20 protein-coding genes and 4 pseudogenes are annotated in these 20,864 nt (G+C 59.3%); 17 read left to right on the top strand and 7 right to left on the bottom strand.

Annotated elements, in window-relative coordinates; genetic code table 11:
* Positions 1-55: 55 nt before the first annotated feature.
* From A3C3_RS0101360 to A3C3_RS37420, 6 genes and pseudogenes are all read right to left on the bottom strand, one after another.
* A complete protein-coding gene (locus tag A3C3_RS0101360) occupies positions 56-790 on the bottom strand; it encodes a phosphotransferase enzyme family protein (RefSeq protein WP_022712829.1) in 735 nt (244 codons plus the stop codon).
* A gap of 239 nt (positions 791-1,029) precedes the next feature.
* Positions 1,030-1,216: pseudogene (locus A3C3_RS43020) on the bottom strand (transposase); the annotation flags it as partial.
* A 197-nt stretch (positions 1,217-1,413) separates the two neighbouring features.
* Entirely contained in the window at positions 1,414-1,809 is a 396-nt protein-coding gene (locus tag A3C3_RS0101370) for a nuclear transport factor 2 family protein (RefSeq protein ID WP_028739298.1), read from the bottom strand.
* A 5-nt stretch (positions 1,810-1,814) separates the two neighbouring features.
* On the bottom strand, positions 1,815-2,711 hold the full coding sequence (locus A3C3_RS0101375; protein WP_028739299.1) for an MBL fold metallo-hydrolase: 897 nt from the start codon (positions 2,709-2,711) through the stop codon (positions 1,815-1,817).
* Between the two features lie 64 nt (positions 2,712-2,775).
* Positions 2,776-3,264, bottom strand: a complete 489-nt coding sequence (locus A3C3_RS0101380) for a GlcG/HbpS family heme-binding protein (protein ID WP_028739300.1) — start codon at positions 3,262-3,264, stop codon at positions 2,776-2,778.
* Between the two features lie 5 nt (positions 3,265-3,269).
* Positions 3,270-3,951 (bottom strand): annotated as a pseudogene (locus A3C3_RS37420) (DsbA family protein).
* Between the two features lie 71 nt (positions 3,952-4,022).
* Here A3C3_RS37420 and A3C3_RS0101390 point away from each other — a divergent pair.
* Together A3C3_RS0101390 and A3C3_RS46550 are read left to right on the top strand one after the other, a co-directional pair.
* On the top strand, positions 4,023-4,952 hold the full coding sequence (locus tag A3C3_RS0101390) for a LysR family transcriptional regulator (RefSeq protein ID WP_022712833.1): 930 nt from the start codon (positions 4,023-4,025) through the stop codon (positions 4,950-4,952).
* 279 nt (positions 4,953-5,231) lie between these two features.
* The gene (locus A3C3_RS46550; RefSeq protein WP_245278809.1) at positions 5,232-5,456 is read left to right on the top strand and encodes an arginase family protein; all 225 of its coding nucleotides are present in this window, start codon (positions 5,232-5,234) and stop codon (positions 5,454-5,456) included.
* Positions 5,457-6,706: 1,250 nt separating this feature from the next.
* Here A3C3_RS46550 and A3C3_RS0101405 read toward each other — a convergent pair.
* Positions 6,707-6,946, bottom strand: coding sequence for a hypothetical protein (locus tag A3C3_RS0101405; protein WP_145611670.1), 240 nt, complete (start codon positions 6,944-6,946; stop codon positions 6,707-6,709).
* Positions 6,947-7,652: 706 nt separating this feature from the next.
* Here A3C3_RS0101405 and A3C3_RS0101410 point away from each other — a divergent pair.
* The 15 genes and pseudogenes from A3C3_RS0101410 to A3C3_RS41055 all read left to right on the top strand — a co-directional run bounded on the left by A3C3_RS0101410 (position 7,653) and on the right by A3C3_RS41055 (position 20,862).
* The gene (locus tag A3C3_RS0101410; protein WP_022712837.1) at positions 7,653-7,871 is read left to right on the top strand and encodes a hypothetical protein; all 219 of its coding nucleotides are present in this window, start codon (positions 7,653-7,655) and stop codon (positions 7,869-7,871) included.
* A gap of 438 nt (positions 7,872-8,309) precedes the next feature.
* Positions 8,310-8,519 carry a hypothetical protein gene (locus tag A3C3_RS0101415; RefSeq protein WP_022712838.1) on the top strand — a complete coding sequence of 70 codons (210 nt, stop codon included), beginning with the start codon at positions 8,310-8,312 and terminating at the stop codon, positions 8,517-8,519.
* Positions 8,516-8,855 (top strand): annotated as a pseudogene (locus A3C3_RS41050) (exodeoxyribonuclease III); the annotation flags it as partial. The gene A3C3_RS0101415 and the pseudogene A3C3_RS41050, both read left to right, overlap by 4 nt.
* 199 nt (positions 8,856-9,054) lie before the next feature.
* The gene (locus A3C3_RS0101425) at positions 9,055-9,540 is read left to right on the top strand and encodes a VOC family protein (protein ID WP_022712840.1); all 486 of its coding nucleotides are present in this window, start codon (positions 9,055-9,057) and stop codon (positions 9,538-9,540) included.
* Positions 9,537-9,758, top strand: coding sequence for a DUF4287 domain-containing protein (locus A3C3_RS0101430; RefSeq protein WP_022712841.1), 222 nt, complete (start codon positions 9,537-9,539; stop codon positions 9,756-9,758). The genes A3C3_RS0101425 and A3C3_RS0101430 overlap by 4 nt, the downstream gene beginning before the upstream one ends.
* A 274-nt stretch (positions 9,759-10,032) precedes the next feature.
* Positions 10,033-10,308 (top strand): ribbon-helix-helix domain-containing protein, encoded by a 276-nt coding sequence (locus A3C3_RS0101435; protein ID WP_022712842.1) that lies wholly within the window; start codon positions 10,033-10,035, stop codon positions 10,306-10,308.
* The gene (locus A3C3_RS0101440; protein WP_022712843.1) at positions 10,298-10,591 is read left to right on the top strand and encodes a type II toxin-antitoxin system RelE/ParE family toxin; all 294 of its coding nucleotides are present in this window, start codon (positions 10,298-10,300) and stop codon (positions 10,589-10,591) included. Before A3C3_RS0101435 ends, A3C3_RS0101440 begins: the two co-directional genes overlap by 11 nt.
* A gap of 479 nt (positions 10,592-11,070) precedes the next feature.
* A complete protein-coding gene (locus A3C3_RS0101450; RefSeq protein WP_022712845.1) occupies positions 11,071-12,054 on the top strand; it encodes a BMP family protein in 984 nt (327 codons plus the stop codon).
* 8 nt (positions 12,055-12,062) lie between these two features.
* Positions 12,063-13,475 (top strand): amidase, encoded by a 1,413-nt coding sequence (locus A3C3_RS0101455; RefSeq protein WP_022712846.1) that lies wholly within the window; start codon positions 12,063-12,065, stop codon positions 13,473-13,475.
* Entirely contained in the window at positions 13,472-15,004 is a 1,533-nt protein-coding gene (locus A3C3_RS0101460) for an ABC transporter ATP-binding protein (RefSeq protein ID WP_028739303.1), read from the top strand. Before A3C3_RS0101455 ends, A3C3_RS0101460 begins: the two co-directional genes overlap by 4 nt.
* Positions 14,994-16,043 (top strand): ABC transporter permease, encoded by a 1,050-nt coding sequence (locus tag A3C3_RS0101465; protein ID WP_022712847.1) that lies wholly within the window; start codon positions 14,994-14,996, stop codon positions 16,041-16,043. Before A3C3_RS0101460 ends, A3C3_RS0101465 begins: the two co-directional genes overlap by 11 nt.
* Positions 16,040-16,984 (top strand): ABC transporter permease, encoded by a 945-nt coding sequence (locus A3C3_RS0101470; protein ID WP_022712848.1) that lies wholly within the window; start codon positions 16,040-16,042, stop codon positions 16,982-16,984. The genes A3C3_RS0101465 and A3C3_RS0101470 overlap by 4 nt, the downstream gene beginning before the upstream one ends.
* A 26-nt stretch (positions 16,985-17,010) precedes the next feature.
* Complete coding sequence (locus A3C3_RS0101475) at positions 17,011-18,300, top strand: amidohydrolase family protein (protein ID WP_022712849.1); 1,290 nt, start codon at positions 17,011-17,013, stop codon at positions 18,298-18,300.
* Between the two features lie 1,708 nt (positions 18,301-20,008).
* A pseudogene (locus A3C3_RS46560) lies at positions 20,009-20,209 on the top strand (recombinase family protein); the annotation flags it as partial.
* Positions 20,206-20,862, top strand: coding sequence for a recombinase family protein (locus A3C3_RS41055; protein WP_051154411.1), 657 nt, complete (start codon positions 20,206-20,208; stop codon positions 20,860-20,862). The pseudogene A3C3_RS46560 and the gene A3C3_RS41055, both read left to right, overlap by 4 nt.
* Positions 20,863-20,864: the final 2 nt, after the last annotated feature.

The raw sequence follows: 20,864 nt of genomic DNA on the forward strand, positions 1-20,864 counted from the left end.
ATGTGGTCACCGGAGGTTCCGGCATGGATATGCCCAGTCTATCCGCCAGAACCGCTTAGACCGCTCGAACTTCGGCAAGCCGCTTGACTGCGTACTCGTCCTGCCAGCAAACGGCGGCTTCCCATGCGGCTGACGCTTGCGCGGCGACGTCATGCGTTCCGTCGTCAAGATCGGCAGCGTTGCCGGGCAGCACTAGGTCAAGGTCGGGGACGTCGACATGTGACTCATCCCAGTCGACCAACGCGACCCGATCTGCGGTCATGAGAACGTTGCCAGGGTTGTTGGGGTTGCCGTGGACAACGCATGTCTGACGCCCGATTAGTCGTGCCCACGCTGCTCGACATCGAATGACGCCCTCAGGCGGCATCGCGGCAAGGTTGATCCTCGTTCCGGTTTCCGCATGGAGGAGGTCGGTCGACGATTGCCAGCCTGGGCGCTGTGGCCAGCCCTGCGTCAACCGATGCAGCTCGCGGAGCGTGTCGGCCACACGACGCCAGTCGAACTCCGTCTCGGGCGGTCCGCCCTCTATGTATTTCATCACCACCAGACCATCGACGAACAGGCGGCCATCAGTCGTCGGGATCGGCACTGGAACGGCCATACCTTCACGGTCGAGGTGTTGGAGCAGCTCGGTTTCCCATGCGAGATCAGCGTCGGTCCTGGAGCCGAGACGACCGACCGCGATCTGCCCGTTGACGCGAACGCTCCACACGTCGTTGGCAACCCCTCCGGTAAGTGGTTCGATGCGAGCGGCGTCTTCACCCCATTGCTCGAGTGCTTTCCATCCCATTTTCGATGTCCTTGGCGGCCATGATTAAATTGACGGAAGAAATAGAGAAAGTCTACGACGCCACGATGTCCGCAATTGGCGAATATCATTGAAAAACTCGATGGATTAGCCGTTCATCCGGCCGTTTCGGCCCTTTTACGCAGCGAGCTATCGGCTATCTGCCCTGCGCTTCTGCGCAGGGTATCGATTATGCCACTTTTATACGGCGATGACGCCGTGCGGCGACCTTTTTGTCTGCGTTTGGCCAGTCTCCTGAGGTTTTGGGCGGTTTGCGGCAAGCAGGCATTCGTCTCGGGCACCGCACGGACCCCGCAGCCTCGAACGCGCCATCCGGAGAATGCGTTTGAGATGAGCAAAGAGCATTTCGACTTTCTTACGACGATGCCGAGACTGCTCATATTCAGGCGTGGCCGCAATCGCTCGGGCGCATCTGGGCGATATTGATAATGAATTGCAGAGCGCGCCAGCCAAGATGCGGAATATGCTCATGGCGGCGCATTTGAGCCATGACACTTCTTCCGCAATCGGCCCCAAAGCGGACGACATGTCGTTGACGCGACGTGAAACCTGACATCCAAATCCGCAGAGATGTTGTCAGGTTTCTACGGGCGCGACAGAGATGGTCAGTCGGTACTCAGCGCCTTCATGACCATATGGCTATCGACATATTGGACCATGCTGGCAATCTTGCCGTCCCGGACTTGGTACAGGTGAGCGAAGCTTGCCGTCATAGACCTTCCGGTAGCCTTGTATGTGCCGGAATAGACGCCGAAGGCGGCAACCCGGTCATCATGCCCGATATAGGTGTGAACGTCAGCGCGATAACCGAGCCACTCGGTGGCGAGCCGGTGAAACACGCCTGCAACGATCGCGTCGGGTCCCACATAGGTACCGGCGTAGGGGAAACCTTCGGCTTCCGTCCACGTCGCATCGGGTGCCAGGGCTGCAAGTAGATTGCGGCCGTTGTCTTCCGAAGAGCCCTCATAGGTGGCCCGGATGATTTCGAGATTAGCTCTCATGGCGATCAGCCCCACTTCATTTCGCCGGTCGCGACCTTGGAGCCGATATCGAGCGCAACGCCCATGCCGAGGTTGGGGAAACGGCTTTCCATGGCGGCCTTCAACGTTGCGGAGTCCTTGGCCTTGACCAGTTCCTCCTCGAAGGCCTTCAGGTAGGCGATAGTATGTTCCACACCCGAGAGGTCGGTCTTGGCGTCGGGCATCATGTGTCCGGCCACGACGACAGCCGGCTTGCGCGCGGCGAGCTTTTCGAGATTGGCAACCCAGGCGGCGCGCAGTTCCGCGCTGTTGGTATCTGCCGTCCAGACGTGGACGCCGTTGAAGATCATCACGCCGCCGAACACGGCATTCAGCGATGGCACGAAGAGGTAGCGACGATTGGCCATGCCTTCCGCATCGACAATCTCGATGGTCTCGCCATCAACAGTCAGCGTCTTTCCGTCAAAGGCTTCCGGCATGACGATGTCAGCCAGGGTCTGGGGACCGTTTTCCTTGAGCTGCGGCCCCCAGACGGCCAGCTTCTTTTCGACACTCGCCTTGATCGCATCGACCGTCGCCGAGGCGGCGATCACCTCGGCATCGGGGAAAGCTACCTTGATCGGGCCGAGGCTGAAGTAATAGTCCGGATCGGACTGGCTGATGTAAATCGTGGTCAGCTTTTTGCCCGTGGCCTTGATGGCGTCGGTGAGCGCATTTCCATCGGGCAGCGTGAAGCCGCCATCGATCAGTACGGCTTCGTTCGCGCCGGAAACCAGAACGGGGGCGCGGAAGAAGCCATTCTGCCCTGCAGGGAAATGCTTCCAAGTCAGGCTTCCTGCTGCGTGGCCGAGGCCTGCGGGAGCAAGTACGGCAGTCGCGCCAGCGGCGAGAGTGGTTTTCATGATGGTTCTCCTGGTGAACATGGTCCTGGTATCCTGTCTTGGTTTATTCATGCGACTTAACAACATCGATTGGCGCCCGGGCTACCTAGAGCGCCTTCGCCCCGGCGTTGGCGATCGCGCCATCATCAGCGGGCATGCCGCCACTGACTCCGATCGCACCAACCACCTGGCCATCGACAACGAGAGGCACTTCGCCTTCGACCGGAAAAGCTCCCGGCACGGCAAGCAGATTGCTCTGGTTGTTATGAAGGATCATATCCCCGATCGCCTTTGTCGGGGTCTTGATACCGTTGGCGGCTTTCGCCTTGCCAAGTGCTGCGTCGATCGTGCCGATGCCGGCATCGTTGGAGCGTTTGAGATAGACGAGGTTGCTGCCGGAATCCACTATGGCAATCGTCATCTCAAAGCTCTTCCTGCGCATTTCCGCGAGGGCGGCCGCTGCTACCTGCTTGGCTCGGTCGATGCTGATCGGCGCTCCGTAGGGTGGCACATTCTGGGCGAAGCCGGGCGTCGCCGATACTACGCCGAGCATGAAGACGGCCAGTGCTGTATGGATCGTACGCTGGATCATCATCGAGGTTATCCTTTCATCGGATGGCTGTTGCGAGCGAGACCCGCGGATGACCTGTGTTGGACAGCCTGGCGACGAGATCGCTGTCACTGAACAGGTCCTGCGCCTTGAGCAAAGTCCGATGCGCGCCGTCGTCCACGATCAATCCGGTACGCCGTTGACTGCGAACTCACGCATCAGAGCGCGCGCTGAGGCCATGCGCTCTCGGTTAGCAGCCAGCAGATCGGAATCGGGAGAAGCGAGGCGGGGTGCCGCCGCACCAAGCCCGACACTGGCCAGCACGTTCTGCAGTTCGGACATGTCCGTGACATCGCGGCCTGAAATATAGCGCGCCTCCTGGATGTACCGGAGCGCATCGAGCTCGTGCTTCGGTGCTGTCAGGGCAACGGCAGTCAGTGCCAGTGTGGCCGGAGCGGAATCCAGCATACCGCCTGTTGCGAGAACCTGGCTCCGATAAAGATCGCTAAACCGCTGCCCCGTGAGGCTTCCGATGCGCTGGTCGTTTGACCAGGCGAAGGCGGCGAATCGCTCGTCCATCGACCTAGCGCCGGAATCGGAAAACAGACCGGTCGGGGCGAGCGTGATTGTCAGATCAGGTACCGCGGCGAGCTGCGCGAGCAGCGGCGATGCGCCATAGCACCAACCGCAAAGGGGATCGAAGAGAGGGGTGATGTGGCTCTTGCCAGTCATGTCGGCTCCTTCGTGGCCATAGATGACATGCGCCGATTAGAACGAGAAGATCGATAAAAATGACAGAATGTATGCTAAAAACTGACAATAAAATCGGAGGGCACTATGCAGAAGCGATCAATTTCAATCGCCTAGCCTATTTTGTGGCCGTCGTTGACGCGGGATCGTTTACGAGAGCTGCGGAATACCTGGGCATCACCAAGGCGGTTGTCAGCCAGCAGGTCGCGAAGCTTGAACAGGAGGTCGGCACCACCTTGCTGATGCGCACCACGCGGCGGGTGCAGGCGACTGAAGCTGGGCTGTTTTTTCATGCCCGATGCGTCTCGATCCTGCGCGAGGCAGGGGACGCCCTGGGAGAGTTGGCTCAAGGCAGGACCAGACCCAAGGGCCTTCTGAGGATCACCGCCCCCTACGACTACGGCACCTCGGTCGTCGTGCCCTTGGTCACCGCCTTCAGCCAGCGCTATAACGATTGCAAGGTGGAACTGAACCTCAGCGACAAGATGGTTGATCTGGTTGCCGACAACATGGACCTTGCCATTCGCGTCGGCTGGCTGGCTGATTCCAGCATGCAGGCACGGCGGATCGGCTCATTCCGGCAACTCCTGGTGGGATCGCAAGCCTTCGCCGGGGAGATAGCGGCACTGAGCGCGCCGATTGACTGCGCGCCTCTGCCCTTCGTGGCTAACAACGCTTTGAGAGAGCCGCTCGAATGGACCTTCACGCGCAGCGATGGAGAGGTCAGGAGCGTCCGCTTTAAGGCGGACATCGCGATCAATACCACGCCAGCGGTCATGGAGGCGGTCCGACAGGGCGCAGGTCTATCGGTCCTTCCAGATTTTCTCGCGACCGCCGGCCTGTTGGCCGGAGACCTCATTCCCGTCCTGCCTGAATGGCAGCTCCCATCCGGCGGCGTTTACACAGTCTATCCGGCGGCGCGATTTCGGCCGCCCAAAGTTTCCGTGTTTGTCGACATGCTGATCGCAGCATTGAAGGTTTGAACTTCTCGAATGTCGCGTAAACAATCGAAAATTTCACCTCGGATGTTGTAATGAACTCCGCCAAGTCTGCGGAGCGTTGTCTGGGTCTGCCCCATTGCGGACCTAGCCATACTTCGTTTCGATTTGGGTTCTGTTCTTCAACGTGCTCATAATACCGCCTGACCGCCCACGTATACGACTTGGAGTAAGACATGGGCGACAAAACCTTACGTCTGCATTTCCCCCAATGGCAGGGGTGGGAATATAGAGGCCTATCATTTTGGCTCCCAGTTGCTGGCCATGCTCGCACCTGCTGCCGATGGTCCGGTTGAAACTGTCGAAGTAGCGGAACCCAGCGGCTCCATTCTCCCCTTGGAGAACGGCATCGTTGCCCGCAGAACGCTCCTGCGGCAGATCGATTCCGCAGAACGAATATTGAAGAAGGAAGTACCGGATACGGTCGTCGTTCTGGGCGGCGACTGTTTGGTAGACCTCGCACCGTTTGCCTATCTCAACGAGCGGTAGGGAGGTGATCTTGCCTCGACGTCATAGGGCCCCCCGCAGTTCCGCTCACTTAACTTCACAAATGCCCAATATCGCTCCAGATGCCATTGTTGGGGTGCCACGCGGACGGATGGCCATTCCGCATGTCATACGTCTCCTGAACGATGTCGCACATCAGGTCGAAGTGGTGGGGTTGGGTATCACGGAACATCTGCCGTGGGACGCGCTAATCATTAGAGATATGCGGCGGCAACTTCCGCTGATTGGAAGGACGAACTTAGGGGAAGCGTGACGGACGCTCTGGCGTGCCATGGCCGCTTTTGGCGCTTTCCCGCCGAGCCTTTCATCGCTGTCGGCCCATTGCGATCGTTCTACTTTCAATCAATTAGGCGCAATCTGTCCGCGTGGACTCCGAAACTGTTGCCGCGGCCGATGACGAAAATGCGCCTACCGGGTGCGAGCCCCTGCCTGACGTTTGGGACGCCACAAACTCTGTTAAATAGGAAAGGCAGCTCCTGGAAAGGCTCTTGCCTTGATGGCCTTCCGGGTCTGCCATTGCCGCGACTATGGCCCGCTGGCCTTTGTTCATATGGCGGCGGCGCTCGTTGGCTGACCAAATCTATTCTACAATTTCTAGGACTTGCTCAGAACGGAAGGACAAATTTAACTTGCGTGCATCAATGTATGTATCGTTCAGCTAATACATAGGGCAAATCAAATGTTTGTTGTGTCGATACTTGAGGGTGGGGACGAGCGTAACTTTCTCGCTACAGGTCTGACATTCCAAGGCGAGTTTGTGTTCATAGATGCTGCCGGGGTAAAGCATCGCTTTCGACGTGCCGACATTTCAGAAATCCTTCCGGTCTACGATACTAAAGCGTGCCGTGATTTGCCGACGCGTTGGTGCGGTTGGCCTCAGCCTTGCAAAGTGCTGCCTGAAACGGCAACCCGGCAATAACGCCCTCGGCTTCGTCGCCCGCTTTGATTTTATCAACGTCGCCGGGCGCGTATATCAGAACAAGCCGCGCCTCGAATATGCGATTTCCAGAAACCGTGCGATTTATGGAAGGGCTTTCGTACTTGCGTCCGCGCCCGCTGCATTCGGTAGCACAGCCGCTTAACGGGGCCCATTGCGGAAGCTCGCGCCGCGAGGTCGCATCCGGGTTAGGTGGAGAGCGTCACGAGATTCCCGCCCTTTTAAGCCCTGACCTACAATTGCCGCGCCGTTCAGCACCTACTTCCGACTTGCGGCGAAGGCTCATGCGGTCAAATTAATCGCCGTAGTATGGTAACTTCTCTTTCGGCAGCTTGGGGGCACGTTCGCCAGTCCCCGGCCCACTCTCAATCAGATTGTAAAATAGATTGAGGATCGCCATTGCAACCAGCACTGCTGGAACCCAGACCGGCATAAGAACATGAAAATCGTCGGCAGATAACTGAATCCGGCCCAATGCAAGACCTTCATCGTCCAGAACACCGTGATAACCGCTAGAACGAAAATCACTGTCCACTTTACCATGAATGAAACTGCGGTCCTTGCGAGCGTCAGCACTTCAATCCTCCGCCAGAACCGGTTATCGAATTTTCGCCGGACTTGTACGTCCATATGCGACCTATGATAGCATAGAGAACTCGACTTGGGAGCGAAGTTTGGGATGCGGCAATCCAGCTTCGGGGCCAACGCGGCAGGTCCATGTCTGCTATTGGCGGCGCAATCCGGCCGACTGCAGAATGGGTATTGTTATGCCGAGCTTGCCATCCCGCCCTATCGGAAATCTCAAGCTTTGGGATGCTGGCTCGGCATAGTCTCCGGCTCGGGATAAATTCCGCATCTCCACATCGATACGCTGAAGGTGAAGAGCCGAAACTTCCACCGACATAGGGGGTGCCGGAGTACGAGCGCCTCGAGCCGGTGCAAAAAGTGGTTCGAACAGCCAGAATCTGGATCGTTCTGCTCGGGGGTTCGACGCCTCGTCGTTAGCACGCCGGAACTTGCCGACCGGTTCAGCGTTGCCGTCGTTGAGGAGGAGTTCCAATGTCAGTCCCTTTCGAGCCTATTGTACCGCGGACGGCCCCGCTGCCGGATCCTGACCATATTCCCGGCGATGAGTCGCTTCCCGATCCCGAACCCGATAAGGGCGCCGCGCCAGTCGGCCGGATGTCGGCACACTGTCCAACAGGGGAACGCCACGTCCGTCTTCAATCCGAGGGTCGGCCATGAGCGAAGATTGGAGAGCTGAACTCAAGGAAGCGCTCGAGGACTTCGTAGATACCTATGTCGTTAGGGGCGCGAAACAGGCTGACGTCTACGATGCTATCCTCGAGGAGATCGGCAATCTTCGGGCGAACTACGAGCGGGATCCTGATCCAGCCGAAGATCGTGCGCGAGCCGATGTCGAGGAACCGTCGAACGACTGGCCCGGCGCTCAGCGCTGAGCACCAGGCAATAAAAAAGGCCGGGGCGAAACCGCACCGACCTTCTCGACATCGCTCCTCACACCAGTGCCAGTACATCCGTGGTCAAAAGCAGATAAGCGACTTCGGCAGTCGCGAACGCTCGCGTGGAGCGCTCACCAGCAACGCCGATGAGCTGTAGATAGCCGATGATTGTGTTGGTTTCAAGGGCGCGGAGGGGATGCGACGTCGATCTTCTAGCCGATCTCGGCGAAACGAGGCCGGGATCGCTATTATAGTCTCTGCTGGAACCTTCGCTAGGAACGGAGGTTAATTGCGCGAGGTCACGGTGTGCCAATCGGACACGACGGAGATGATGAACGCACCGGTTTTTCCGATTTCTCGGTGCGGGCAACGAAACGCCAGGCGAGCATCTAACCCGTCCGCCGCGACCTTATCCCTCTGAAAGGCAACCTCGCCATGATCAATCCGCCGAGCACTCAGCCAGATAGTCCGGAAAGAAAGGTCGAGCTCGACCAAACTGTCGACTACGCCGTCCAGATCCTCGTGGAGGAGGCCCACCTCGTCGGTTGGACCCGCGTCGAGTTCCTGACCGCAATCCTCGACGCCGCGAACGCCCGGTTGTCGGCGATCGAAGAGGAACGCGAACTTGAAGAAGGCGGCAACTGAAGATCGCGACCTACAACGTCAACGGGTGAACGGTCGTCTCGAGGTTCTTCTTGGATGGTTCGCTGAGGCGTCGCCCGACGTCGTATGTTTGCAAGAATTGAAAGCGCCTCAAGAGCAACCCGTATCCGGGGCCAAGTTCGACTACAAGCTACGTTGGTTTGAGCGGCTCCATGACTATGCTGCCGAGTTGCTGGCGCTTGAGGTGCCCGTTGTGCTTGCCGGCGATTATAACGTCATGCCAGGGCGTTCGACGTCTACAAGCCCGAGCGCTGGGTGAACGACACATTGTTCCGTGTCGAGGTCCGTGATGCCTTCAAGAACCTTGTCGCCCAAGGTTAGACGGATGCACTTCGCAAACTGCACCCGGACGAGCGTATTTGCCTGTCGGCCCGAGGCGTTTGGCCCGCGAAAGACGAGAGGGGTTAAAAAAGAGCAGCGATTTTGATCATGATGTCGGATCGGGGGCGGCTCGTGCGTCATCGTATCATCAGGTCGGGCTCTCGATCTGAAGGACAACGACCAGGAGGACGACGCGATGTCTAAGAACACCATTTGTCTATGGTACAACAAGGACGCTGAGGAAGCCGCCCGCTTCTATGCCGACACCTTCCCAGACAGCAAGATCGGAGCCATCATCCGCGCGCCCGGCAAATATCCCGACGGAGAAGAGGGAGCCGTGTTGGTCGTCGAGTTCACGGTGGCGGGTGTTGCGTGCATCGGATTGAACGGCGGCCCCACATTCAAGCACAGCGAAGCCTTCTCATTCCAGATCAGCACCGAGGATCAGGAAGAAACAGATCGCTATTGGAACGCCATCGTCGGCAATGGCGGTCAGGAAAGCGAATGCGGCTGGTGCAAGGATAAGTGGGGAGTATCCTGGCAGATCACGCCTCGCATTCTAATGGACGCGCTTGCAGCAGGTGGCGAACAAGCAAGGCGCGCATTCGACGCGATGATGACGATGAGGAAAATCGACGTAGCTGTGATCGATGCGGCACAAAAAGGGGATAACGCGCTATGACCACCGAGAAGATCAAAGGACCTGCTTCCTATTTTCCATCAATCGAGAAGAAATACGGCCGTCCTATCGATGACTGGCAAGAGCTCGTGCGAAAGCACTATCCTGCGAAGCACATGGAACTTGTCGGTATGCTGAAGAGCGAACACGGAATGGGCCACGGTCATGCAAATGCGATCGTGGCGCACACTCTCGCGGAAGACAAGCAGCCAGCCTCTTAACGGAGTGTGGTGCGAGGCGAAACGTCTTGTCTGCTTCCGGCCCAAAGCGGCGATCAGGTGGTGATCGCGCAGACTGAGTTCGCGAGGGCTTTTGGCTCTAGTCGAACGCTAGCTCGCTGCTTGCAAATCCAGCAGCCATGCGCCCTGGAACAGGATAAAGATTGCGTGCACTTGTCGTGCCGGTAAACCCAGAGAAGCGGACCTCGCCTGAGGTCAGAATTGATTACACGACACTGTCGTGTCATGCTATAAGGAGAACAGAAAGGGTTTCATCATGCGCACCAGCAAATCAATCACCCTGACCCTTGGCAAACAGCAGCAAGTGCTGGATTCCCTGGTGAGCTCCGGCGAGTACGACTCCGCTAGCGAAGCGGTTCGCGCAGCACTGCGTGCGCTTGCGCGTGAGCGGGACGCCGTGAACACGATCTGGCGGGAGAAGGTGCGCGAGGCGCTCGAGGATCCGCGCCCACGTGTTCCGGCCGAGAAGGTCTTTGCCGACCTGCGCGCCTTCCATGACGAGCAGGTGAAAGCCGATACGCGTGGCGCATAGGATCGAGTTTCGCGAAGCGGCCGTCGAGGATCTCAAGGCGCTCTACCTCCACATTGCATCTGAGTCTGGCCGCGAACGAGCCGGAGCCTACATCGGCCGGATTGAGGCGACCTGTATGTCGCTGGCAACCTTTCCGGAGCGGGGCACGGTGCGCGCGCACATTCATCCGGATTTGCGCATCATTGGTTTTGAGCACAGCGCGTCGATCGGATTCATCGTGCACGACGGCATCGTAGATATCCTGCGGACCCTGCCGAAGGGCATGAATTTTCCGGACGATTAGTCGTGATAGATGAGTCCTGTGATTGATTTCGCTGAGTGGACTTGTGGCGCGGAAATGAATAAACCTTTCACGGACGACTGCCCAAGTTCGGTTGAATAGACGGTCAACCATTCCCTCAGTGTCATCTCTGGCATCAACTCGCGCCCCCCAAACTACGGTGCAAGTGGCATACTGCCTTGCGCGTCGAAATGCGAAAGCTCGATGTGCGTCCAGAACGGATCGTTATCGGCAAGGGCTGCTCGGAAGACATGATCGCTACAATTTGCCGCGCTGTTCTGCGCCCATTTTCCGCCGTGGTCACCGTGACGCCGGTTTCGGTCTGTACAAGATCGAGCCGCTGGCAAAGGGCGAAAAGATCGTCAAGGCAGCAATGACAAGGGGTCGAACAGCCTGATTTTTAAGCCAATTTGGCGCTTGACACTTTTTTAGGCGCTCCTTATGTTTTTTGAACCAAATGGTAAAAAAAGGGGAGCAAATCAATGACCAAAGACATCTTGATTTCACGCCGTACAGTGATCGCATCGGGCATTGCCCTCGGGGTCAGCGGGTTCGCGCCGCTGGCACGAGCCGCCCCGATGAAGGTTGCCGGCATTCATGCCTCGCCGGTCGAGAACGCTTGGAATTCCTGTCTGCATAAAGCCTTGCAGGATGCAGCCAAGGAAGGTGTCATCGAATATGTTTTCTCCGAAGGAGTTTCCGGCATAGACTATGCGCGCGCCATGCGCGAATATGCCGAACAGGGCAACAAGTTGATCATCGGCGAGGCCTATGCCGTCGAAAAAGAAGCGCGGCAGGTGGCCGCCGACTATCCGGAGACCGCTTTCGTGCTGGGGTCGAGCGGCGCTGAGGCCGGCGGCAATTTCGGCGTCTTCGGAACCTGGAACCACGACGGCGCCTATCTAGCCGGAATGCTGGCCGGCAAGATGACCAAATCCAATATCGTCGGTTCGGTCGGCGCGATTCCGATCCCCGAAGTCAACATGCTGATCAATGCCTTCGCGGAAGGCGTCAAGGCCGTCAATCCCGATGCAAAGCATCTGGTTTCTTTCATCGGCACCTTCTTCGATCCGCCGAAGGCCCGCGAAGCCGGCCTTGCCCAGATCGACGCCGGCGCCGACATTCTGTTCGGCGAGCGCATCGGCACCGCGGACGCCGCGAAGGAACGCGGCATCAAATCGGTGGGCTCGCTGATCGACTACACGCCGCGCTATCCGGACACCGTGTTCGCCAATGCCATGTGGTACTTCCGCCCGATCCTCAATGCGGCAATCGCCGATGTCGCAGCCGGCAAGCCGGTCGGCAAGAACTACACCCTTTATGGCCTGATGAAGGAAGGCGGCAGCGATATCGTCTTCGTCAAGGGGGTGGCACCGGCCGACGCCGAAGCTGCGATGGAAGCCAAGCGGGCGGAAATAAAGGCTGGCACCTTCGAAGTCCCGAAGATGATGGACGAGCCGAAGTAGTTCGACCGATGCGCCGTGACGCGACCGACCTGGCACAGGCGATCAGGAATGGCAGCCTGACCTCTGTCGAAGCGATGCAGGCCTCGCTTGCCTCGGCGGGGGACCATAAAACCCTCGGCACTATTGCTCATCTCGACGAAGCGGTGGGCATGGCGTCGGCCGAAGCCATGAATCAAGAACGGCGCTCGGAGCCGGGCCGCTTTGCAGCCCGGCCGTTTGCCGGCGTGCCGACGCTGGCGAAGGATCTGGGGGGGCCTTTCGAAGGCTTGCCGGTAACGGCCGGGTCCCGTCTCTTCGAAAGAGCGGGCAGCGAGCCGGATTCGGATCTCGCCAACCGTTTCCGCCAAGCGGGTCTCTGCCTGTTCGGGGTGACGACAAGCCCGGAATTCGGCCTTTCGCTGGCGAGCGAACCGGCGGCTGGGCCGATCTGCCGCAACCCGCTCGATCCGGCGCGCACGCCCGGCGGTTCCTCCGGCGGCGCAGCGGCGGCGGTCGCAGCCGGCATTGTAGCGATTGCCCACGCAACGGATGCCGGCGGTTCCATCCGCGTGCCAGCGGCGTGCTGCGGTCTTGTCGGCCTGAAGCCAAGCCGCGGCGCCATGCCCGCCGGCCCGTCCTTCGGCAATCATCTCGGCGGCATCGCCAGCGAACTTGCCGTCTGTCGCTCGGTGCGGGATACAGCGCTGATTTTCGATACGCTGCATGGTAAGGCAAAGGGACCATTCCCCGATCCGGAGACCGTCGCGGATAGAGGTGGCCGGTTGCGGGTCGGCCTGCTGGCAGAGACCGGCTCAAAATATCCGACGGACAGTAAGCGGCTCGAAACAATCATGGATGCTGCGCGCACGCTGGAGGCGGATGGACATCAGATCGTCCCGCTCGGCTGGGCCGAATTCGAGCAAAGCGTCGATGCCAGCAGTCGCGCGCTCGGCGACATCATCGCAGTCAATCTCGCTTCCTTCATCGATACGCTCGAGCTCGATATTTCACGCGCCGAACCTTTGACCCAGGCATTCATTGAACGCGGGCATGCGCTCACAGGACCGACACTCTGGGCTTCGCTGAATGGCGCCGTGCACACCAGCCGCGCGCTTTGGATTATCTTCGACAGGGTCGATTGCCTGTTGATGCCGATGCTTGCGAAGGCGCCCCTCGCGATCGGGTCATTTCCGTTCGATCATGGCGATACCGAGCTGCAGCTTGAGCGGATGGCTGCCTTTGCTCCACTTGCCTCTCTCGCCAATATTTCAGGATTTCCGGCCTTGACCCTGCCCTTTGGAACCGATGCGGACGGCTTGCCCCTGCCGGTCCAGATCATGGCTCCGATGGGCCACGAGCCGCTTTTGCTGTCGATCGCCGCACGATTGGAGGCCGAGGAACGCTGGCAGCATCGTTTTCCCGTGGCAGGGCTTGCAGCATGACAATTCCGGTTCTCGAAATCGAAGGCGTCAGCAAGCGCTTCGGCACTAATCTGGCCAATGACGACATCTCGCTGACGCTTGCCAAGGGCGAAATCGTAGCCCTGCTTGGCGAAAACGGCGCGGGCAAGACCACGCTGATGAGCATCCTCTTCGGTCATTATATGCCGGATGCCGGCCGGATTCTGATCGACGGTGCCGAACTCCCGCAGGGCAAGCCTCGCGCCGCGATCCGCGCAGGCGTCGGCATGGTCCACCAGCATTTCTCGCTGGCGCCCAATCTGACCGTTCTCGAAAACGTCATGACCGGTACGGAAAAGCTCTGGTCCTGGCGTTCGGGCACATCCTTCGCGCGGAAAAAGCTTCTCGCCATTTCTGAACGCTTTGGCCTCAAGGTCGATCCGGACGCGCGTCTTGGAGACCTGTCGGTCGGCGAGAAGCAGCGCGTCGAGATCCTCAAGGCGCTCTATAACGACGCCCGCATCCTGATCCTAGACGAGCCAACGGCGGTACTGACCAATATCGAGGCCGAAAAGTTATTCACGACGCTGAAGGAAATGGCCCGCCAAGGCCTGTCGCTGATCTTCATCTCCCACAAGCTCGATGAGGTGATGGCTGCGGCCGACCGTATCGTCGTCTTGCGCAGCGGCAAGATGGTTGCCGAACGCAAGGCATCCGAAACCAGCAAGGCCGAACTCGCCGAGCTGATGGTCGGCCGCCGCGTAACGCGGCCGGTACGCGAGCCATCGACGCCCGGCACGGTTGCGCTGGAGGCCGCCGATGTCACGGTGAAGATCGACGGCGTCGAGCGGCTGAAGTCCGTCAGCTTCCATCTGCGCGAAGGCGAAATCCTCGGCATCATCGGTGTCTCGGGCAATGGCCAGGCGGCGCTGGCGCATCTTCTCTCCGGCACGATCTCGCGCTCATCCGGCGATCTCCTGCTTTTCGGGGAACCTATCGGCAATCTGGGCGTGGGCGATGTCGTCAATGCCGGCATTGGCCGCATCCCGGAAGACCGCAACGAGGAAGGCGTGATCGGCGAAATGGCGATCTGGGAAAATGCCGTGCTGGAGCGCGTTTCCTCGCCGGCGTTTTCGCAACGTGGACTTGTGAACCGCGGGGCCGGCATGGCCTTTGCCAAGGAGATCATCGACCAATTCGACGTCCGCGGCGGCAGCCCTGCAAGCCGCGCGCGGCTGCTTTCGGGCGGCAATATGCAAAAGCTTATCCTCGGCCGCAATCTGCACCGGCGCCCGCGCATCCTGATCGCCGCCCAGCCGGCGCGCGGCCTCGATGAAGGTGCGGTGGCAGCCGTGCATGCGCGTCTTCTAGAGGCTCGCCGGCAAGGGACCGCTGTGCTTTTGATCTCGGAGGATCTGGACGAGGTGATCGCGCTTGCCGATCGCATCCAAGCGGTCGTGGGCGGCAGGCTTTCGCCACCCGTCGAAGCGGAAGTCGCGGATGCACGCGAACTCGGACTGATGATGGCCGGCGAATGGCAGCAATCCCCAGAGGCCGATCATGCGGTTTGAGCGTCGCGAGCATCGTCCACTTTATCTCCTCGTCCTGACGCCGCTGCTCGCCGTGGTCGCAGCGCTGGCACTCTCCGGCATTTTGATCGCGATTGCCGGTGCACCGGTATTCGAGGCCTATTTGCGCATCCTAACGGGCGCCTTCGGCTCGCGGCTTTCGGCAACCGAGACATTGACGCGGGCCACGCCGCTGATGCTAACCGGGCTTGCGGCCGCCGTCGCCTTCCGGGCAAGGCTCTGGAACATCGGCGCCGAGGGTCAGTTCTATCTTGGTGCCATCGCGGTTGCCGCAGCGAGTGCCAAGCTGTTTGGCAATCTCCCCGCTCCCGCTCTTATTCCCTTGCTGCTGCTTGTCGGTGCCGTCGCAGGCATGGTCCTGATCCTCATTCCGCTGTGGCTGCGCCTGCGCTTTTCGGTCGATGAGGTCGTGACCAGTCTGCTCATGAACTTCGTCGTCCTGCTCTTCGTCTCGATGCTGATCGACGGGGTGCTCAAGGATCCCCTCGCTTTCGGCTGGCCGCAGTCGCAATCGGTCAGCGATCACGCCATGCTGCCGAAGCTGGTTGCCCGCTCTCGCCTGCATATCGGACTTGCGATCGCGATTGCGCTGGCGATCATCGTCCATTTCATCCAGTCGCGCACCGTGTTCGGCATGCAATCGCGCGCCGCCGGGCTCAATCCGGCCGGCGCTGTTTTCGCCGGCGTTCAGCTTGGCAGAACGCTGGTGAAGGTCGCCTGCCTGTCGGGTGGGCTTGCGGGCCTCGCGGGAGCGATCGAGGTCATGGGCGTCAAGGGCTATGTGACGACCGACCTGTCGCCCGGTTTCGGCTATTCCGGCATCGTTGTCGCGATGCTTGCCAACCTCAATCCACTCGGCGTCGTCTTCGCCGCCATTTTCACGGCTATGATGTTCGTGGGCGCGGATGGCATGAGCCGTGGTCTCGGCATCCCGACCTATATCGCCGATGTCACGGTGGCGCTGTCGCTGCTGACGATGCTGATCGCATTGTTCTTTACCCAATACAGGATCCGGCGATGATGCAACTGTTCGACATCATCGCCTCCGCCGGGCTCTGGGCGGCAATCTTGCGGATCGCCACGCCGCTGATTTTTGGCACGCTCGGCGCACTGCTCTGTGAACGGGCTGGCGTGCTCAATCTCGGCATCGAAGGCATCATGACCATCGGCGCGATGATCGGCTGGCTTTCCGTCTATCACGGCGCCGATCTCTGGACCGGCCTGCTGATCGCCGCGGTGGTCGGCGGGGTCTTCGGCCTGCTGCATGCGGGCCTGACGGTATCGCTGGGCCTCTCCCAGCATGTCTCCGGTCTTGGCGTCACGCTGTTTGCCTCCAGCTTCAGCTATTATGTCTTCCGGCTGATCGTGCCGCTTGCCAATACCCCGCCCACCATCGTGCCGTTCCAGCCGATCGCCATTCCTGGCCTCTCGACGCTGCCCTTCATCGGGCCGGCCTTCTTCACGCAGACGGCGCCGACCTATCTCGCGATCGCCATTGCCCTGCTGATGGCCTACATCATCTTCCGCACACCCGTCGGGCTTGCGATCCGCATGACCGGCGAAAATCCGCATGCGGCGGAAGCACAGGGTGTCAATCCGATGAAGGTGCGCTATGGCGCGGTTATTGCTGGAAGCGCGCTCATGGGAATGGGCGGCGCCTTCCTGACATTGTCGGCGTTCAACAGCTTCTTTCCCACCATGGTGCAGGGACGCGGATGGATCTGCATCGCGCTCGTTGTCTTCGCCTCCTGGCGGCCGGGTCGCGCGCTGTTCGGTGCCCTGCTCTTCGCCTTTTTCGATGCCTTCCAGCTTCGGCTGCAAACCGCGCTGAGCGGGCTCGTGCCCTATCAGCTTTTTCTGATGACTCCCTATATTCTTTCCATCGCCGCGCTTGCCGTCATGGCCCGCCGTGCCCGCGTCCCGCAGGCGCTGATGCAACCCTATCGCCGCGGCGAACGTTGAAACCGCTCGCATCCAATGAGGCTCCGATGTTCGATCTGATCGTCAGAAATGCAAATCTCGCCGATGGCCGAACCAGCATCGATATCGGCATCCAGGGTGGCAGGATCATCGCTGTCGAGCGCAATCTCCAGGCGCAAGCGGGGGAAGAAATCGACGCAGCCGGCCGGCTGGTCAGTCCTCCTTTCGTCGATCCGCATTTCCACATGGACGCCACCCTGTCGCTCGGACTGCCGCGCATGAACGTATCCGGCACCCTGCTCGAGGGCATCGCGCTCTGGGGAGAGCTGCGCCCGATCGTGACGAAGGAGGAACTGGTCGATCGTGCGCTGCGCTATTGCGATCTGGCGGTGACGCAGGGGCTGCTCTTCATCCGCAGTCATGTCGATACTAGCGATCCCAGACTGGTGACCGTCGAGGCGATGATCGAGGTTCGCGAAAAGGTCGCGCCCTATATCGATCTGCAGCTGGTCGCCTTCCCCCAGGACGGTTATTACCGCTCGCCGGGCGCGATCGACGCGCTCAACCGTGCCCTCGATATGGGAGTCGATATCGTCGGCGGCATTCCCCACTTCGAACGGACGATGGGCGAAGGTACGGCTTCGGTCGAGGCGCTCTGCCGCATCGCCGCCGATCGCGGCCTGCCGGTCGACATGCATTGCGACGAAACCGACGATCCGCTCTCGCGCCATATCGAGACGCTGGCCGCGGAAACCATCCGCTTCGGCCTGCAGGGACGCGTCGCCGGCTCGCATCTGACCTCGATGCATTCGATGGACAACTACTACGTCTCCAAGCTGATCCCGCTGATGGCGGAGGCGCGGATCAACGTGATCCCCAATCCCTTGATCAACATCATGCTGCAAGGCCGGCACGACACCTATCCGAAGCGCCGCGGCATGACCCGCGTGCGCGAATTGATGGATGCCGGTCTCAATGTCTCCTTCGGGCACGATTGCGTCATGGATCCCTGGTACTCGATGGGATCGGGCGACATGCTGGAGGTCGGCCACATGGCGATCCACGTCGCGCAGATGGCCGGCATCGAGGACAAGAAGAAGATCTTCCATGCGCTGACGGTCAACTCGGCAAAGACGATGGGCCTTGAAGGCTATGGCCTGGAAATCGGCTGCAACGCAGACCTCGTCATCCTCCAGGCGCAGGATACGCTGGAAGCGCTGCGGCTGAAGCCGAACCGGCTCGCGGTCATCCGGCGCGGCAAGGTCATCGCCCGTTCGGCACCGCGCATCGGCGAGCTTTTCCTCGATGGGCGTCCTGCAAAGGTCGATGGCGGCCTGGATTACGCTCCTCGCCATTGAGATGCCGGCCGGCACAATTCAGACGCCGCGCTTGTTGCTCCGGAGCAGGACGTGCAGTTGCGGCCGAACACGGCCCTCGAGCCACCGGTCCCCCGTTACCTTGTCGCCCAGCCAGAGAATTCGGTCCATGATGGCGTCGATATCGAGCCTGCATCACCGTCATCGGGTGGCGACGGGTGTGATTGCCAGACTGGAGGGCCACCAGCGTGCTGGATGACAAGCGGGAAGAGATCATCGGCACGACGATCAACAGATATTACCTGACGCGAACTCGTCCGGCAGTTTCGCAGTTGGTCGGGGATGTGCAAACGAACTGCATGTCGGCTGGGCTCAAACCGAAGCGATCAAGCGTATCTACGAAGAACACCGAATAATTTTCTTCGACGAAGGCCTGGCTCCAGATCGTGGAATTAAGGTTCGTTAGGTAAGCGAAGTAGGTGACGTACGGCTGCGCAACGTCCAACGTTCGTGCCGAAATCACAACAAGAGACTTGGGGGACTATATGGTTGACGAGGTTGCAAATGACGCGGAGAAGGCCAGGATTGAGGCGTTGTTTCGCAAGCCAGTGCCTTGGTACAACGATCCCAAAACTCTTCGAACGTTTGTGATGATTGGCGCGATCATCGGCGCCCTCCTCCATCTTTATTTTAGGTATCGTTAACACACTCATGCCCGCCTTGATGGGAATCGAACCAACCACCCTGCTGCTACGAAACCTTTCGGTGGCCCCACCGGAACGTAGCCGGGATCAAATTGCCTGCGAGGTAAAATCGTCATTTGCGACCTCATTTGGTTAAGGGCACTGCATTCACGTCTAAAAGTTCACTTCCGTGATAGATTAGACTCACGCTTAGAGCATGCGGCTTCCCGAACCATCCGCCCAGGCGACCGAAGGATTTCGAGCAAGGTTCTGCGTGGGAGGGACAAAACGCAGCCATTTCCGTGATCGCCGGCGGAAAGTTGGGTTGGGTCCTTTGTGCTAGCTGCTCAAAACCATTCTTTTTTAGAATGTCGATGGCCGCACTTACTGATGTCGACCGAGCGAGCACTCTCGTTAAGCAGACGTTGATGAGCAGCGATCCGCTAAAGTCCTCCCATCTGAGTACCTCGTCATCAGTTGAAATCACGCATGAGAGACGGTCGGGCCGAGTCTTGATCGTCCAAATGAGCGGAAGTGGGAGTCCGCCCATCTTTCTTAAACTTCTGAAATCTCCGATCCTCGTTTGAACCGCCCACTGATCGTCGCTTTCTGAAACTTCATTGTAAGAACGCAGGTACAGTGATGCCGCGACTCCGAAGAAGGTACACGTCACCACGACAATAACCAGCGTCAACAATGTCCTCATGGACTGCGAGTACCCCTGATCGAGATCAACCTGAGCTTGACAGGGTGCCTATTTCCGGCGGGCCTTATCGTTCGGTTGTGCGTATAGTAAGATTTTACTTTGACGCGAGCAAAGACGAAATTGCAACCTCATTTCACTTGGCCGAATGCCAGGCTCCGCCTCAAACTTGCGGTCACTATGATATTGTCCGACCTACCTTAGCCCAAAGATCGGCCTTCCTTTTCGAAGCCCGTCCTCGCGGCCGTCGCAGCCCCAGAAAGGCCCATGAATCATGTAGCTTGATGCCCACAAACGTGTTGTTCTTTACCCGGGTTATTCAACAGATCAGCAAAACCCCACTTCGACGGAAACGCAGCTCGATCTCGGTAAAGAATTCATGGCGCGGCATGGTTGGCACTTGGCCGACACATTCGTTGATGCTGGCGTCAGCGGTTCGTCATTCGAAACGAGGCCCGGGCTTCAAGCGGCGCTGGCCGGATTGAACAGCGGAGTCTACGACGTTTTTCTCTGCCTGACGCTCGATCGGCTTCCCGCGATCTGGAGCATAGTGCGCGCGTCTTGAAAGTTCTCCATTTTTACGATGTCGAGCTTTGGACCGTCCATGGTGCCGCGGCGGTCTCGTCGATGGAATTGGGGTTACGAGCAGTTCTCAATCATGAGGTGCTTGAACAGGTACGCTACCGACCGCGCGAAGGCATGAAAACGGTGGCGAAGCATGGCAGAGTGCCAGGTGGCCTTTGCTACGGTTACAGGGTACGGCGGGGGTTCGACGACGACGGCAACCCGGTTCGCGTGCGCTCGATCGATCCTGATGAGGCGGCGACGATCGTTTGGATTTTTAAGGAGTACGCGAAAGGTTTGAGCCCGGTCAGGATCACCGACGAACTCAACGCGCGCGGGATACCCGGACCGCGCGGCCGTGCGTGGCAAGGGACTGCTATCGGCGGTCATCGCAATCGTGGCAGCGGCATTCTCAACAATCAGGCCTATATCGGACTGATCGTCTTTAACCGCCTCGCCTACCGGAAAAATCCTGCAACCGAACATCGGGTGTCAGGGGAGAATGCCGCGGAGCTGCATGTCGTCCAGGAGGTTCCGTCACTCAGAATCATCGACGATACCCTTTGGCAAGAAATTAAGAGGCGGCAAGCGAACTGGCGCGCGGGGATGCGGAGCAGTCGAGTGTTTCCGGGGTATTCCGGGCCCACGACATGATG

It is taken from the genome of Rhizobium mongolense USDA 1844 (assembly GCF_000419765.1).
Taxonomy (GTDB): Bacteria; Pseudomonadota; Alphaproteobacteria; order Rhizobiales; family Rhizobiaceae; genus Rhizobium; species Rhizobium mongolense.

Coding starts and splice junctions, on each gene's coding strand:
- A3C3_RS0101360 (WP_022712829.1), bottom strand. CDS start 790: ATGGGATGGAAAGCACTCGAGCAATGGGGTGAAGACGCCGCTCGCATC.
- A3C3_RS0101370 (WP_028739298.1), bottom strand. CDS start 1,809: ATGAGAGCTAATCTCGAAATCATCCGGGCCACCTATGAGGGCTCTTCG.
- A3C3_RS0101375 (WP_028739299.1), bottom strand. CDS start 2,711: ATGTTCACCAGGAGAACCATCATGAAAACCACTCTCGCCGCTGGCGCG.
- A3C3_RS0101380 (WP_028739300.1), bottom strand. CDS start 3,264: ATGATGATCCAGCGTACGATCCATACAGCACTGGCCGTCTTCATGCTC.
- A3C3_RS0101390 (WP_022712833.1), top strand. CDS start 4,023: ATGCTAAAAACTGACAATAAAATCGGAGGGCACTATGCAGAAGCGATC.
- A3C3_RS46550 (WP_245278809.1), top strand. CDS start 5,232: ATGCTCGCACCTGCTGCCGATGGTCCGGTTGAAACTGTCGAAGTAGCG.
- A3C3_RS0101410 (WP_022712837.1), top strand. CDS start 7,653: ATGAGCGAAGATTGGAGAGCTGAACTCAAGGAAGCGCTCGAGGACTTC.
- A3C3_RS0101415 (WP_022712838.1), top strand. CDS start 8,310: ATGATCAATCCGCCGAGCACTCAGCCAGATAGTCCGGAAAGAAAGGTC.
- A3C3_RS0101425 (WP_022712840.1), top strand. CDS start 9,055: ATGTCTAAGAACACCATTTGTCTATGGTACAACAAGGACGCTGAGGAA.
- A3C3_RS0101430 (WP_022712841.1), top strand. CDS start 9,537: ATGACCACCGAGAAGATCAAAGGACCTGCTTCCTATTTTCCATCAATC.
- A3C3_RS0101435 (WP_022712842.1), top strand. CDS start 10,033: ATGCGCACCAGCAAATCAATCACCCTGACCCTTGGCAAACAGCAGCAA.
- A3C3_RS0101450 (WP_022712845.1), top strand. CDS start 11,071: ATGACCAAAGACATCTTGATTTCACGCCGTACAGTGATCGCATCGGGC.
- A3C3_RS0101455 (WP_022712846.1), top strand. CDS start 12,063: ATGCGCCGTGACGCGACCGACCTGGCACAGGCGATCAGGAATGGCAGC.
- A3C3_RS0101460 (WP_028739303.1), top strand. CDS start 13,472: ATGACAATTCCGGTTCTCGAAATCGAAGGCGTCAGCAAGCGCTTCGGC.
- A3C3_RS0101465 (WP_022712847.1), top strand. CDS start 14,994: ATGCGGTTTGAGCGTCGCGAGCATCGTCCACTTTATCTCCTCGTCCTG.
- A3C3_RS0101470 (WP_022712848.1), top strand. CDS start 16,040: ATGATGCAACTGTTCGACATCATCGCCTCCGCCGGGCTCTGGGCGGCA.
- A3C3_RS0101475 (WP_022712849.1), top strand. CDS start 17,011: ATGTTCGATCTGATCGTCAGAAATGCAAATCTCGCCGATGGCCGAACC.